This window comes from Mycobacteroides sp. H001 (genome assembly GCF_001440005.1).
Taxonomy (GTDB): Bacteria; Actinomycetota; Actinomycetes; order Mycobacteriales; family Mycobacteriaceae; genus Mycobacterium; species Mycobacterium gwanakae.
This window is the reverse complement of the sequence record NZ_LJYH01000021.1, coordinates 37,266-51,275: the sequence shown is the minus strand read 5'-3', so window position 1 is coordinate 51,275 and position 14,010 is coordinate 37,266. Positions and strand designations below refer to the sequence as shown.

Sequence of the window (14,010 nt, the reverse complement as noted above, 5' to 3'; positions counted from 1 at the left end):
GAACACATGACTGCGCCTTCGATCACCTCTGTTCTGGTCGCCAACCGCGGCGAAATCGCCCGCCGCGTCTTCGCCACCTGCCGCAAGCTTGGGCTCGGAACTGTCGCCGTCTATTCGGATGCCGACGCCGACAGCCCACATGTGTCCGAGGCCGATGCCGCGGTGCACCTACCCGGCACCTCGAGTGCCGAGACCTACCTGCGCGGTGAGCTCATCATCGCCGCGGCCAAGGCCACCGGCGCCGACGCGATCCACCCCGGTTACGGATTCCTCTCCGAGAATGCCGATTTCGCTCGCGCGGTGGCGGACGCCGGCCTGACCTGGATCGGCCCGCCGGTCACGGCAATCGAGTCGATGGGCTCGAAGATCGAGTCCAAGAAACTCATGGAAGCCGCCGGCGTGCCGGTGCTGGGCCAGCTCGACCCCGACACCGTCACCGCCGATCAGCTTCCGGTGCTCGTCAAGGCCTCCGCCGGTGGCGGTGGCCGCGGTATGCGGATCGTGTCAGATCTCGACAAACTTCCCGCTGAAATCGCTGCCGCACAACGGGAAGCCCAATCCGCATTCGGGGACCCGACGGTCTTCTGCGAGCGCTACCTGGGCACCGGCCGGCACATCGAAGTACAGGTGATGGCCGACAGTCACGGCACGGTGTGGGCCGTGGGTGAGCGCGAGTGCTCCATCCAGCGCCGTCACCAGAAGGTCATCGAGGAAGCACCCTCACCCTTGGTGACCCGAATCGACGGCATGCGCGAGCGGCTCTTCGAGGCGTCACGTACCGCCGCGGCGACAATCGGTTATGTGGGCGCGGGAACCATGGAATTCCTGGCCACCGAAGACGGCGAGTTCTTCTTCCTCGAGATGAACACCCGCCTGCAGGTGGAGCACCCGGTGACCGAGTGCACCACCGGTCTGGACTTGGTGCTGTTGCAGATTCAGGTGTCCGAAGGCGGACGGCTCGATCCGGAACCTCCTGCGATCCACGGTCATTCGATCGAGGCGCGGCTGTATGCGGAGAATCCGGCCGCCGAGTGGCAACCGCAAAGCGGCACCGTGCGGCGCTTCGACATACCTGGGGCCAGTACGGAATTCCAGCTGCCTGGACATCCGGGGCGCAACGGGATCCGCTTGGACTCGACCATTGTCGACGGCAGCGTGGTGTCGGTGCACTACGACCCGATGCTTGCGAAGGTCATCACGGTGGCGCCGACGCGCACCGAGGCCGCCCGGCTGCTGGCGTCGACGCTGGAACGCGCGCGGATACACGGGCTGACCACCAACCGTGATCTGTTGGTCAACGTGTTGCGTCACCCCGCGTTCCTCGCCGGTGACACCGACACGTCATTCCTGAACAAGCACGGCCTGGACATCCTTGCCAAACCGCTGGCTGATGAGGCGGCGCACCAGTACTCGGCGCTTGCCGCGGCACTTGCCGACGCAGCCGCGAACCGGGCCTCGGCGGTAGCCTGCGCGGCCCTTCCAAGCGGCTGGCGCAATCTGGCGTCCGGCTTCCAGACCAAGGAATTCGCGGTCGGCGAGAGCGTCATCTCGGTGCGGTATCGCCTGACCAGGTCCGGCCTGGAGCTGGATGGCGACTGGCCATCCATTGACTTGGTCTCGGCGACACCGGATCACGTGGCGCTCGTCATTGACGGCGTCCGCCGCGGATTCGACGTGTCCTTCTATGGGGCGACCGTGGACGTCGACTCCGCACTCGGTCCGGTGGCACTGGCCGCGGTGCCCCGATTCACCGACCCCAGCACCGAGGTGGCGGCGGGCTCGCTCATCGCGCCGATGCCAGGAGTGGTGCTGCGGGTGGGTGCCGCGGTGGGAGACACCGTCACCGCGGGTACACCCATTGTCTGGCTGGAGGCCATGAAGATGGAGCACACCATCGTCGCCCCCGCCGACGGCGTTCTAGAGATCCTCAATGTCGAACCGGGACAACAGGTCGAGCTCGGCACCGTACTAGCCCAGTTGGCCGCGGAGGCCAACACCGAAGGAGAGCCCACATGACGCAGACCAATCCGTACGTAGAGTCCGACGAGCGCAAGGCGCTGCGCCAGGCGGTGGCCTCGCTCGCCGGTAGCTACGGCCACGAGTACTACCTGGAGAAGTCCAAGACCCACGCACACCTGAACGAGCTGTGGGATGAGGCAGGAAAGCTCGGCTTCCTGGGAGTGAACATTCCGGAGGAGTACGGCGGCGGCGGCGCCGGCATGTACGAGCTCGGGCTCGTGTTCGAGGAGCTTTCGGCGGCCGGGTGTCCGCTGCTGATGATGGTCGTCTCCCCCGCCATCAATGCCACGATCATCGCCCGCTACGGCACCGATGAGCAGAAGAAGAACTGGCTGCCCTCGATGGCCGACGGCACCTTCACGATGGCGTTCGCCATCACCGAACCCGACGCCGGCTCGAACTCCCACAACATCATCACCACCGCCAAGCGCGACGGCGGCGACTGGATTCTCAACGGGCGCAAGGTCTACATCTCCGGCGTCGACCAGGCCAACGCCGTGTTGGTGGTGGCGCGCACCGAGGAGGCCAAGACCGGCAAGCTCAAGCCGGCGCTGTTCGTGGTGCCCACCGACACCAAGGGATTCGAGTACACACCCATCGATATGGAGCTCACGCTCCCGGAACGGCAGTTCCAGGTCTTCATAGACGATGTGCGCGTGCCGGGTAATGCGCTCGTCGGCTCCGAGGATGCCGCGCTGATGCAGCTGTTCGCCGGTTTAAATCCCGAGCGAATCATGGGCGCCGCCAGCGGGGTTGGCCTCACCCGCCTTGCCCTGGGAAAGGCCACCGATTACGTCAAGACGCGCCAGGTGTGGAAGACACCGATCGGCGCACACCAGGCCATTGCGCACCCGCTCGCCGAGATCAAGGTCGAGCTGGAAATGGCCAAGCTCATGATGCAGAAGGCCGCTACGCTCTACGACTGCGGCGACGACTGGGGCGCAGCGGAGGCGGCCAACATGGCCAAGTACGCCGCGGCGGACGTGGCCTGCCGGGCCGCCGACCGGGCCGTGCAGTCCTTGGGCGGCAATGGATTGACCTCTGAATACGCCGTGGCGCCGCTGTTGAACCTGTCGCGCTTCGGGCGTATTGCCCCGGTGAGCCGGGAGATGATCCTCAACTTCGTCGCGCAGACATCGCTCGGCCTGCCCCGCTCGTACTAAAGGAGACACCCATGAGTGACACTCTCGTCCAGTACGAGGTGGACGGTCGCGCCGCCCGCCTGACGCTCGACTCGCCGCATAACCGCAACGCGTTGTCCAGCGGCCTGGTGCGGCAATTGCGGGAGGGGCTGCAGCGGGCCGCCGCCGATAAAACGGTGCGTGCCGTGGTGCTCACCCACACCGGTAACACGTTCTGCGCGGGCGCCGATCTGTCGGAGAGCTCAGCGGCATCATCCGATCCCCAGGATGTCGCCAAGGATCGGGCGGGCCAACTCACCGCACTGCTGCGCGACATCCTGGAGCTGCCGCTACCGGTCGTCATCGCCGTCAACGGCCATGTGCGAGCAGGTGGCTTCGGCCTCGTCGGTGCCGCCGATATCGCGGTGGCGGGACCCGACAGCACCTTCGCACTGACCGAGGCACGCATCGGAGTGGCGCCCTCGATCATCTCGTTGACGCTGCTGCCGCGGCTCACCGGCCGGGCCGCCGCGCGCTACTTCGTCACCGGCGAGAAGTTCGACGCACGGGTGGCCGCGGAGATCGGGTTGGTGACAAAGTCCGTCGACAGCTCCGAAGCAGTCGAGGCCGCGGTGACGTCGTTGGTCGATGACATCGCGCTCGGTTCACCGCAGGGGCTGGCGGAGTCCAAGAAGCTCACCACCGCGCCGATCCTCGCCGATTTCGATGCGCGTGCAGTCGAGTTGACGGAAACGTCGGCGCGTCTGTTCGTCTCGCCGGAGGCGCAAGAGGGCATGTTGTCGTTCCTCCAAAAGCGTCCTCCCGCCTGGCAAGTGTGAACCAGTCGGCACTACGCGTGTAGTGCGCTGAGCAACACGAATGAACCGCGTGCCTTTAAGCGCCGTTCGTCGTAGGCTCGGCGGTGATGAGCAACCTCCCTGAGCGGGTTACCGCATCGATGCGGGCCGCAGACGCCGATCGCATGCGTGTCGCGCAGCTGTTATCCGACGCAGCGGCGCAGGGGCGGCTGGAGCTCTCCGAATTCGAGGAACGCCTCACCAAGGTGTACTCGGCAAACACATACGGTGAACTTGATCAGCTCAGCGCCGACCTGCCCGCCGTCGCTACTGCCCAGGTTCGAGGTAAAGACAGCAAGCCAGCACCATCAACGGTGCTGATGGCGATCATGAGTGGATTTGAACGACGGGGCCGCTGGAACGTGCCCGGCAAGCTCACTTCATTCGCGCTGTGGGGTGGCGGCGTGCTGGACCTGCGTTACGCCGACTTCACTTCCAACGAGGTCGAGATCCGCTCGTTCTCCATCATGGGTGGCCAGACGATCCTCCTGCCACCAGAGGTCAATGTGGATGTCCGGGGCGTCGCCGTGATGGGTGGCTTCGATCACTCCGCGAGCGGCACCGGGGTACAGGGCGCACCACATGTGACGGTCAAGGGGTTCTCACTGTGGGGCGGGGTAAACGTCAAGCGGAAGCGGCGCAAGCGGCGTGAGTCGATGGAAGAGCGCTGACAGCGTCGAAAGCACCGAAGCGCCACAGCGTATTCACAATCTGACCGCGCCGATCGACATCCAGTTCCGATGGCAGGACGGCATCAAGATCATCCAGGGTGAACTCGCCGGACAGCGCTAGGAGTCCGTCAAGATTCACCGCGCCGCCGAACGTTATGTCCCGGCCACGGGCCACCAGATGAGTCCGATCGGCACCGACGATTGATTGCACCACCGCGGGGTAGGCCCAGCCGAGCGGGACACCCGCAGGGGCATCGCCGGTGTGCAAGGCCGCCACCTTAGGGGGCCGCAGATACCCGGCGGTGCGCTGTTTGGCCGCCGCCAGTTCCATGGTTGTCGCCAGTCCCGACATCGCTTCGGGGTCGCCGAGCGTGTTGAGCACCAGCCGGCGGAGGTCATCGAAGCTGCGTGGCTCGTGTGCTGCGTCCAGCCGTGCGCCGAGATGGTCGATCATCCAGTCCGAGAACGACTTCCGGATGTTGGGCGGGAAGAGTGTAACTCCCAGAAAGACAGAAGGGCCGGCATTGCGGAACAGGTGATAGCGCCCCCGGGGAATGCATATGAAGTCACCCGGAGTCAGGGTGTAGCGGTGCGCTCCGGGCAGCAGTCGGTCGAAGTCAAACGAGACCTTGCCCAACGACGGGTTCTCGAACAACTGGTGGTGGTCGATTCCATCGGCGGGCCACACCCAGAGTTCCTTCACACCGGGGCCCAGATGGAAGATCAGCGATGGCTCGTCGTCCTTGTGTATCCCGAAGGGAGTCCACTCCACATCGGCGATAAACGTGTAGATATCGGCGCCGGACACCAGATCTCGTCCCGGAACAAGGCTGCGCACCAGGGCCTGAGCGAACGCGCCAAGGCCCAGATCCCATGAGGAGACGTCGTTGATGGCGACACATGCCGGACGGTCGTCGGCATTCTCGGCGAGCCATTCGGTCAACGGCTGCGCGCCTTGCGGAGCGGTACGCGCAAGCCGCTCGGTGAGCTTGAAGTCGAATTCACTGCCCCGGAATCCGCGTAGTCGCAACCCTTTTCCGCCTGCGGCGGTCGCCGTAGCCACCGCCGCGGCGATCCGGCCGCTGATCACACTCGGGTCTGTCACCAATCCGGGAAGGAAGACCGTTTCCTCGTACCCGGGGGCCCACTCCCCGACAAACTGACGCCAGCGAGAGTCTTCGACGAACACTATTTCGCCTCCATGGCTGCGTCCGGGCGTGCACAGCCGGGGGGACGACCATGCACGCCCGGCGTCCACTCTTAGTGGCTGGCAACCATTTCCGTTGTGGCAACGATCTCTTCGTCCTCGACAACGATCTCAACAGCGATTTCGCGCATGGCGGTTCCTTTCCTTCGAACGGTTAACTGCCGAACTCATCACAGGCACCGTGCTGGCATCCGTCGCGTGGAGCCACCGCGGTGGACGTACGCCCAGCCCACAGACGCCGTCACTAGATCAGTCGCGCGGTCGTGACCGAAAGTTCCCGCCCGGCTCGATTCACACCGGCGAGAGCTCCCATGCGCCGCTGCCGGTCAGCTGCAACCGCGACCGGTGGTGACGGTCGATCGTCGACCTGTGCCCCACGCTGACAACCACACAGTCGGGTAGCCGTTCTCGCACCAGCGCATACATCGCATCCTCCAGCCCCTCGTCCAGAGCCGAGGTCGACTCGTCGAGGAACACCACCGTGGGACGCACCAGCAGCACCCTGACGAAGGACACCCGCTGCTGCTCCCCCAGCGAGAGCACGGCGGCCCAGTCGGCTTCCTGATCCAGCCGCTCGGTCAGATGCCCGAGCGAGACATCGCGCAGCGCCTGCTTGAGCTCCTCGTCCGTAACATCTTCCACGGGAAGCGGATACACCACCGTTTCGCGCAGGTTGCCCAACGGCAGATACGGCAGCTGCGGCAGGAACAGGGTCGCCCACCCGTCGGGGCGCTCGACCAGCCCGGAGGCCTGTGGCCACAGCTGCGCCAGGCTGCGCAGCAAGGTGGTCTTCCCACAGCCCGACGGGCCCTTGACCACGACACTGTCACCTGCGGTCAGCGTGAGGTTGAGGTCCGCGATCATGTCCAGCCCCTGCAGATCGCGGACCTGGACATCGGTGAGTATCAGGGCGTCGTCGGAGCCGGCCACATTGATCCGTGGCAGTTCGCGGGCACGGTGATCGCTGTCGAGCATCTGATCGATACGCAGGAGCGCGGCCCGGTAGACGGTGAATTCGTCATAACTGTCTCGGAAGAAGGACATTGCGCCACAGACGTTTCCGAATGCGGCGACGGTCTGCAACAGGTCCCCGACTTTGATTTGGCCGGTGAAGAATCGAGGCGCCTGCACGATGTACGGGATCATGCCGGTGGTCACGTCGCCGATACCGCGGTTCCATCCGTTGAGGCGCAGCTGTGCGTACACGATGCGCCACATGTTTGCGATGATCTCACCGAAACGTGAATGCAGTAGCCGTCGTTCACGTTCGCCGCCCCGGTAGAAGGCCACCCGTTCGGAGCTATCGCGCAGCCGCACCAGTGCGTACCGGAAACTCGCGCTGAACCGTTCGTTCAAGAAGTTCAGCCGCACCAATGGACGGCCGATCCAGAATGCGATGACGGTCACCGTGATCGAGAACACGAACGCGATGAAGACCATGGCTCGGGGTATCTCAATTCCCCACAACAACAGCGGACCCGAGAGCTGCCACAGCACCCCGGTGAACATGACGATCAGCAGTGTCTTATTCACCGCACCGAGCGTCAGATCCACCGATTTGGTGGTGTGCGTCTCGATGTCGATCTGGATCCGCTGGTCGGGGTTCTCCACCGGAACATCCAGAAAACGGTTGCGGTAGAAGGCGTCCTTGCTCATCCAGTCGTCGACGAGCCGCGTGTTGAGCCACACCCGCCACCGAATGGCGAACACCCTACGCAGGAAGAAATCGACCACGGTGTAGGTGACCGTGAGCACCACGAGAATGCCGCTGATCGCGAATGAGGTGAAGAACGCCTGGCGCGCATCGGCCAATAGCGCCGAGTTGTGGGTGACGAGCGCCTCCGAGCCGACCTGCAGCGCATTCATCAGGTCCTTGTACTGGTACGTGAAGATCACCGTCACGCGTGCCATGTACACCGTGTGCCACATGATGAATGCCAGCAATGCCCACGTGCGCCAACTGTCACGCCCCCGGAAGAAGGGCGCGTTGACTCGCCAGAATTGCTGTCCCCATTGGGTAAACCGGGCGATAGCGAAAGCCACCGCAAGGAATACCACCATGGTGACCGCCCAGGCTTGCAGCGTCCACACCAGAGAGCGCAATGGCTCGCCCGGCCAATCCAAACTGGGCTGAACCATGGGCTCTCCCTATCGTTGCGCCCTAATGGGCGAAGTGACGTGCTCCAGTGGTGTACAACGTGATTCCGGCAGCCTTAGCAGCATCGGTCACCAACTCGTCGCGCATGGAACCGCCCGGATGCACGATCGCTCGAACTCCGGCCTGCGTCAGCACCTCCAGGCCATCCGGGAACGGGAAGAAGGCGTCCGAGGCCGCTACCGCACCGGAGACTCGATCCCCGCCACGAGACACCGCCAGCTTGGCGGCGTCTACCCGGTTGACCTGTCCCATTCCGACACCGATGGTGGCACCGCCGGAGGCCACGACGATCGCGTTGGACTTGACGGCCCGCCCCACCCTCCAGGCAAACGCCAAGTCCGCCAACGTGTCCTCGTCCACAGCGGTACCAGCCACCAATGTCCAGTTGGCCGGATCGTCACCCGCGGCGTCGAGCGCGTCGCGCTCCTGCACGAGCAGGCCACCGCTGATCTGGCGCCATTCGGTGTACCCAGACTGGGGCGGCGTCGCACGCAGCAGACGCACGTTCTTCTTGCGGCTCAGCACCTCCACGGCGCCGTCCTCGTAACCCGGGGCCACAATCACCTCGGTGAAAATGTCGGCGACCCGCTCGGCCATCTCCACGCTCACCTCGCGGTTGACCGCGATGACGCCGCCGAAGGCACTCAGTGGATCGCATTCGTGTGCCTTGAGATGCGCATCGGCGATCGAGATGTCCGACACCGCGATACCGCACGGATTGGCATGCTTGATGATGGCGGCGCAGGCCTTGTCCTGGTCCCACGCGGCGCGCCAGGCAGCGTCGGCATCCGTGTAGTTGTTGTACGACATCTCTTTTCCGTGCAGCTGCTCCGCCTGCGCCAGACCATGCCCCGCGGCACCGGTGTACAGGGCCGCCTGCTGGTGCGGGTTCTCCCCGTAGCGCAGCACCGCCGAACGAGTCCACGTGCCGCCGATCCATGAGGGCAACTCGGCACCCTCGGGCTCCGCCACGGATGACAGCCAGCCGGCGACCGCCACGTCATACTCGGCAGTGTGGCGGAATGCCTTGGCCGCCAAGATTTTCCGCGCTTCCAAGCTGAATCCGCCGGCATCGACCGCAGCCAGGACCGCACCGTATGAGGCGGGGTCCACGACCACCGCCACGCTCGGGTGGTTCTTGGCGGCAGCACGCACCATCGAGGGGCCACCGATGTCGATTTGTTCGACGCATTCGTCCTCGGAGGCGCCCGAGGCCACCGTCGCGGCGAACGGGTAGAGGTTCACGACCACCAGCTCGAAGCCCTTGACGCCCAGCTCCTCGAGTTGGGTCAGGTGCTCCTCGCGGCGGGTGTCGGCCAAGACGCCGGCGTGCACATGCGGATGCAAAGTCTTCACCCGGCCATCGAGCACCTCCGGAAACCCGGTGACCTCTTCCACAGGTGTCACCGGAATTGACGCGGCAGCAATGGTTTTCGCGGTAGATCCGGTGGATACCAGTTCTACACCGGCGGCGTGCAGCCCGCTAGCGAGCTCTTCGAGTCCGGTCTTGTCGTAGACACTGATCAATGCCCGCCGTACGGGTCGCTGCGTACTCACTTGATGGAGGCCCTTCTTCCGTTCCAAATCAAACCTCTGGTGGCCACCGCGGCCAGCACATCTACCAGCAGCGCGCGTTCCACTACCTTGATACGTTCATGCAAACTGGCCTCGTCGTCATCCCCGTGCACGGCGACCGCCTGCTGGGCAAGGATCGGCCCGGTGTCCATCCCGTCATCGACCAGATGCACCGTACAACCGGTCACCTTGACCCCATGCGCCAGAGCATCGGGGACGGCATGCGCACCGGGGAACGACGGCAACAGCGCGGGATGGGTGTTGATGACCCGCCCCAAGAACTGTGAAAGAAACCGTGGCCCAAGTATCTTCATGAATCCGGCCGAGACCACCAGATCGGGCCAGTGAGCGGCCGTGGCGTCGGTGATGGCAGCATCCCATTCTTCACGGGAGTCGTAGTCGGAGAGCCGCACGGTGTAGCTGGGCAGCTGCGCGCCGGTGGCGATATCGACGGCCGCGCATTGCCGGTCGGTGCCTACGGCGACGATCCGGGCCGGGAAGTCATCCGTAGCCGCGTCAAGCAGGGAGCGCAGCAGGCTTCCGGTGCCGGAGGCCAGGACCACGACGCGTGCCGGGGCAGATGGGGCGATCTCAACGGGCGACGTGGGCTCCGAAGAGCCACCCGCACGAGGAGAATCCGACACCGACACGCCGCTGAGCGTAGCCGGACTGGTCACTTGGCCTGTTCCGGAGGGTCGCTGGAGTCACTCTCGGCCTGAGGTTGGGTCTGGGCCTCCGGGTCCGGTTCGCCCCCCACTTCCGGCTCGGATTCGGGTTCCGGCTCAGGCACCGGTTCCGGCTCTAGCTCCGTTTCCGGTTCTGCTTCTGGCTCGGGTTCGGGCTCTGGCTCTGGCTCTGGCCGTGCCTTAGCCGGAAGACGGGTGGCTCCGCCCAGCATGAACACCGTCAACAGGCCGATGACCAGGAACCAGAAGAACACCCCAGGGCCGAACGTGCCCTGATCGATCCCCAGGCGTCCGAAGTTCCCCAGCTGCCCGCCGGCGAGCTTTCCGACGATCGCCAGGAATGATGCCGCGAGCAGTGCCGCCGCGACCACCTTGTGGATCGCCGTCGGCCACGGAACGGGCCGGCGCGCGCATTGCTGACCGACGGCCACCCCGGACACCGCACCGATGATCATCAGGGCCACCCACGCGGGACCAAGAGGTGGCGTGGGGACCGCTGCCAGGATCGGCACCGCTGGCAGCTGTCCACCGAAAACGGCGAACGCGCTAAAGGCCGCGGTACCCACGTTCGCGCTTGATCCGACCGCCAGTGCGCAGGCACCCAGAATGACGTTGGGCGCGTAGAGGATCGCCAACAGCGTCAGGCTCAGCTGACCCACAAAATCGTTGGTGACCGAGTAAAGCTGGTCCATCGTCGCCCAGTGGACCACCAAAGACCCCGCCGTCACGGCCGCGGACAGTCCGAAGAGTGCGAGTACCCCGGCGACGGCGCCGCGGACCGCGTCCATGGGCCATGACGGCAGCTGTAGGAGCGCCGCGAGCCGTCTGCCGACCCGCAGCAATACGCCGGCAATCGCACCGGCGGCATGGACTCCGAGGACAGAACCGAATGCGCGCAAGGCATTCGGTGATTGCAGCTGCGTCAGCACCGTCGATGCGTCATGAATGATCGCCAGCGATATCGCCGTCATCAAGAGCGGACCGGCCAGCGCCGAGGCGATCACCCACCGGATCACATACCAGGAAGCGGTGGGCGCGATCGTCGAGGCGACCGTTCGCGCAACGCCCCAAACCATCGCCGCCGTCGGCAACAGCGGCAGCACCTCGATGACTCGCCCACCGATCGAGATGGGTACCAGGTGAGTGCCCAGCCACATGCTGGCCACCGCACCGAACGTCCCGGTCATGTCGCTATTGGCAATTACCAACTGCACCAAGACGATTGCCGCAATGACTACCAACGCAACTGCTGACGGGCCAAAGGCAACCGTCAGCAGTGCGCGAGCCTGTGCGGGATTGGCGCGCGAGGTTTGATTCACGCGCCGATCACGGCAGTAAACACAGTCTTAGTTGGAAGGACGCGAGGTGCCGAACAGATCGTCACCGCTGGCAGAGGACGAACCACTGCTAGCGCCCGCGCCGCCCTGCTCGCCTCCGGGAGCCTGACCACTGGCACCACCGAAGGTCGGGTACTGCTGAGTCGGCTGGGAGGATCCGGCCTGCTGGCTCGGCTGCGCTGACGGCGGAGTGAAGCCGGAGCTGCTAAAGCCCTGCGGCGGGGTCGGCGGCGCTGACTGCGGCTGCTGCTGACCGTAGCCACCGTACGACGGCGGAGCGGCAGGCGCGGGCTGCTGCTGGCCGTACCCCTGAGCACCGGCCTGGCCGTAGCTCGGGGCGGGCTGCTGGCCGAAGCCCTGCTGCTGGCCGTACCCCTGAGCACCGGCCTGACCGTAGCCCTGCCCCTGCTTGGGCAGTTGCTGCTGGGGCTGCTGCTGCGCCGGGGTGTAGTACTGGCTCTGCTGCGGCTGGTACTGGCTACCGAACGGATTGGTCGCGGGCGAGGCAGTCTTGGCCTTCACCACGCCGACCTCGCTGAGCAGGGCATAGACGGCGGCCGCGGCCTGCAGGCCGGACACCACGGCGAGCGTGATCAGGCCCCATCCGATACCGACCTCACCGAAGGCGGCCGCGAACGGGTTGCCGAACAGACCGCCAAGGACAAAGAGGAAACCCACGATCGACAGGATGGCGACGGGCGCCTGCTTGTCGTCCTTGCCGGAGAGGAGCGAGACTCCCGCGGTCAGACCGGCGAGCAACAGCGCGAACTGAGCGAAGCCGAAGACCGGCGACAGAGCCAGGAGGTCGAATCCGCCGAAGCTTCCCGACGTCCCCGAGCTGGCCTTCCCGGTGTAGAACGGCCCGAAGCCGGCAATGAAGCCGATCAGGCTCAGCACCAGGACACCACCGGGCAGGTAAACCCCTAGCGCGCCCGTGTTGGGCTCGGCCACAAAGGACGGGGTGCCGTACGGATTGGACGGCTGCGCGGGCTGGTATCCGGGCCCACCGGTCGAATACGTCATTACATCTCCTACATCACGGTTTCGGTCGTGGTCTCGGGGTGGATCGCCTCCACGCTACTGCACCTTTGCCCCGGCCGGGGCAAGGACAAGCCGAGACAAGGCCAGACACGGCCGAGGCACATCCGTTAGCTCAAAACCGGTACGCGATATTCGCTGTGGGTTTCCTGAGCATCGGCTGCCTCGATCTCGCGGACCAGTGGCAGCACCTTGGCGCCGAAGTATTCGATCTCCTCCTGGAAGTGCAGGAAGCCGCCCAGGATCAGGTCCACACCCCGCCTGCGGTACGCGACGATCCGCTCAGCGATCTGTTCCGGGGTGCCGATGAGCTGGGTCCGGAATCCGTCGTTGTACTGCACCAGATCCTCGAACGAGGAATCCGCCCACATGCCCTTCTTGTCGCCGGTGGCCGAGCCTGCCTGCTGTACGGCCGCGCGGAAGCCCTCGACGGCGGGGCGATTGGCCTTCGCGACGATTTCCCGCAGGACCTCGCGCGCTTCGGCCTCGGTGTCTCTGGCGATGATGAAACCGTTGAGCCCGACGCTGACTTCGCGTCCGACGGTGCGGGCGTGGTCGCGGACCTCCACTATCTGATCGGTGATACCCGCGAAGTCCTTGCCGTTGGAGAAGTACCAGTCGGAGTACAGGCCACCGTTGCGCCGCGCGGCCGTGGAGTTGCCTCCCTGGAACAGCTCGGGCGTGTGAAGTGGCTTCGGCTTCAGCGTGAAGTCGTGGATCCGATAGAAATCGCCCCGGAAGTCGACGTCGTCCTCGGTCCAGATCTTGCGCAGCACCTGGAGGAACTCGCCACTTCGGCGGTACCTCTCGTCGTGCTCCAGCCACGGTTCACCCAGGTGAGTGAACTCGTCCTTGAACCATCCGGATACCACGTTGACGGCGAAGCGACCGCCGGAAAGGTGGTCGGCGGTTGCGCCCAGCTTGGCGAGCACGCCCGGCTGCCAGAGCCCGGGGTGGACGGCGGCGATCACCTTGAGGCGCTCGGTGGCCAGCAGCAGAGCAAGAGAGAAGCTGGTGGACTCGTGCTGGTACTCGGCGCCATAGCTGGCCTCGTAACGCACCTGAGTGAGCGCGTACTCGAAGCCGTTGTTCTCGGCCGTGCGCGCCAGGGTGACGTTGTAGTCGTAACCCCAGTCCGTGCGCTGCTCGATGGTGCTGGTGACCAGGCCACCGCTGACATTGGGGACCCAGTACGCGAATTTGACGTGGTCAGATATCCGTTCGGTCGTCACGGAGTTATGCAAACAGCGAACCCCGCGGACGGTCATCCGTCTTACTCACCGTGATCCGTTCCCCGCGCCATTTGGGCCCCACCCTCGACAACAAAACTGGAACACGTTC

The 14,010-nt window shown here is 65.1% G+C and carries 11 protein-coding genes; 4 read left to right on the top strand and 7 right to left on the bottom strand.

From position 1 onward, the window contains the following. The first annotated feature begins 6 nt into the window (after positions 1 to 6). The 4 genes from AOT83_RS02125 (at position 7) to AOT83_RS02110 (ending at position 4,668) form a co-directional block, all read left to right on the top strand. Positions 7 to 2,016, top strand: a complete 2,010-nt coding sequence (locus AOT83_RS02125; RefSeq protein ID WP_057963768.1) for a biotin carboxylase N-terminal domain-containing protein — start codon at positions 7 to 9, stop codon at positions 2,014 to 2,016. Further along, the gene (locus tag AOT83_RS02120) at positions 2,013 to 3,182 is read left to right on the top strand and encodes an acyl-CoA dehydrogenase family protein (protein ID WP_030094520.1); all 1,170 of its coding nucleotides are present in this window, start codon (positions 2,013 to 2,015) and stop codon (positions 3,180 to 3,182) included. The genes AOT83_RS02125 and AOT83_RS02120 overlap by 4 nt, the downstream gene beginning before the upstream one ends. An 11-nt stretch (positions 3,183 to 3,193) precedes the next feature. After that, positions 3,194 to 3,979, top strand: a complete 786-nt coding sequence (locus AOT83_RS02115) for an enoyl-CoA hydratase family protein (RefSeq protein ID WP_030094519.1) — start codon at positions 3,194 to 3,196, stop codon at positions 3,977 to 3,979. A gap of 86 nt (positions 3,980 to 4,065) precedes the next feature. Continuing rightward, on the top strand, positions 4,066 to 4,668 hold the full coding sequence (locus AOT83_RS02110; RefSeq protein ID WP_030094518.1) for a DUF1707 domain-containing protein: 603 nt from the start codon (positions 4,066 to 4,068) through the stop codon (positions 4,666 to 4,668). Here the strand turns inward: AOT83_RS02110 and AOT83_RS02105 are convergent. The 7 genes from AOT83_RS02105 to sfnG form a co-directional block, all read right to left on the bottom strand. Next, positions 4,622 to 5,857 carry a hypothetical protein gene (locus tag AOT83_RS02105; protein WP_057963767.1) on the bottom strand — a complete coding sequence of 412 codons (1,236 nt, stop codon included), beginning with the start codon at positions 5,855 to 5,857 and terminating at the stop codon, positions 4,622 to 4,624. The genes AOT83_RS02110 and AOT83_RS02105 overlap by 47 nt on opposite strands. Before the next feature lie 309 nt (positions 5,858 to 6,166). After that, positions 6,167 to 8,014, bottom strand: coding sequence for an ABC transporter ATP-binding protein/permease (locus AOT83_RS02095; protein WP_057963766.1), 1,848 nt, complete (start codon positions 8,012 to 8,014; stop codon positions 6,167 to 6,169). Positions 8,015 to 8,036: 22 nt separating this feature from the next. Further along, the gene (gene purH / locus AOT83_RS02090) at positions 8,037 to 9,590 is read right to left on the bottom strand and encodes a bifunctional phosphoribosylaminoimidazolecarboxamide formyltransferase/IMP cyclohydrolase (protein ID WP_057963765.1); all 1,554 of its coding nucleotides are present in this window, start codon (positions 9,588 to 9,590) and stop codon (positions 8,037 to 8,039) included. After that, positions 9,587 to 10,285, bottom strand: a complete 699-nt coding sequence (purN, locus tag AOT83_RS02085; RefSeq protein ID WP_081343701.1) for a phosphoribosylglycinamide formyltransferase — start codon at positions 10,283 to 10,285, stop codon at positions 9,587 to 9,589. Before purN ends, purH begins: the two co-directional genes overlap by 4 nt. Beyond that, the gene (locus AOT83_RS02080; protein WP_057963764.1) at positions 10,282 to 11,613 is read right to left on the bottom strand and encodes a DUF6350 family protein; all 1,332 of its coding nucleotides are present in this window, start codon (positions 11,611 to 11,613) and stop codon (positions 10,282 to 10,284) included. The genes purN and AOT83_RS02080 overlap by 4 nt, the downstream gene beginning before the upstream one ends. 27 nt (positions 11,614 to 11,640) lie before the next feature. Continuing rightward, entirely contained in the window at positions 11,641 to 12,654 is a 1,014-nt protein-coding gene (locus tag AOT83_RS02075; RefSeq protein WP_057963763.1) for a DUF5336 domain-containing protein, read from the bottom strand. A 125-nt stretch (positions 12,655 to 12,779) separates the two neighbouring features. Continuing rightward, positions 12,780 to 13,901, bottom strand: a complete 1,122-nt coding sequence (sfnG, locus tag AOT83_RS02070; protein WP_057963762.1) for a dimethylsulfone monooxygenase SfnG — start codon at positions 13,899 to 13,901, stop codon at positions 12,780 to 12,782. Positions 13,902 to 14,010: the final 109 nt, after the last annotated feature.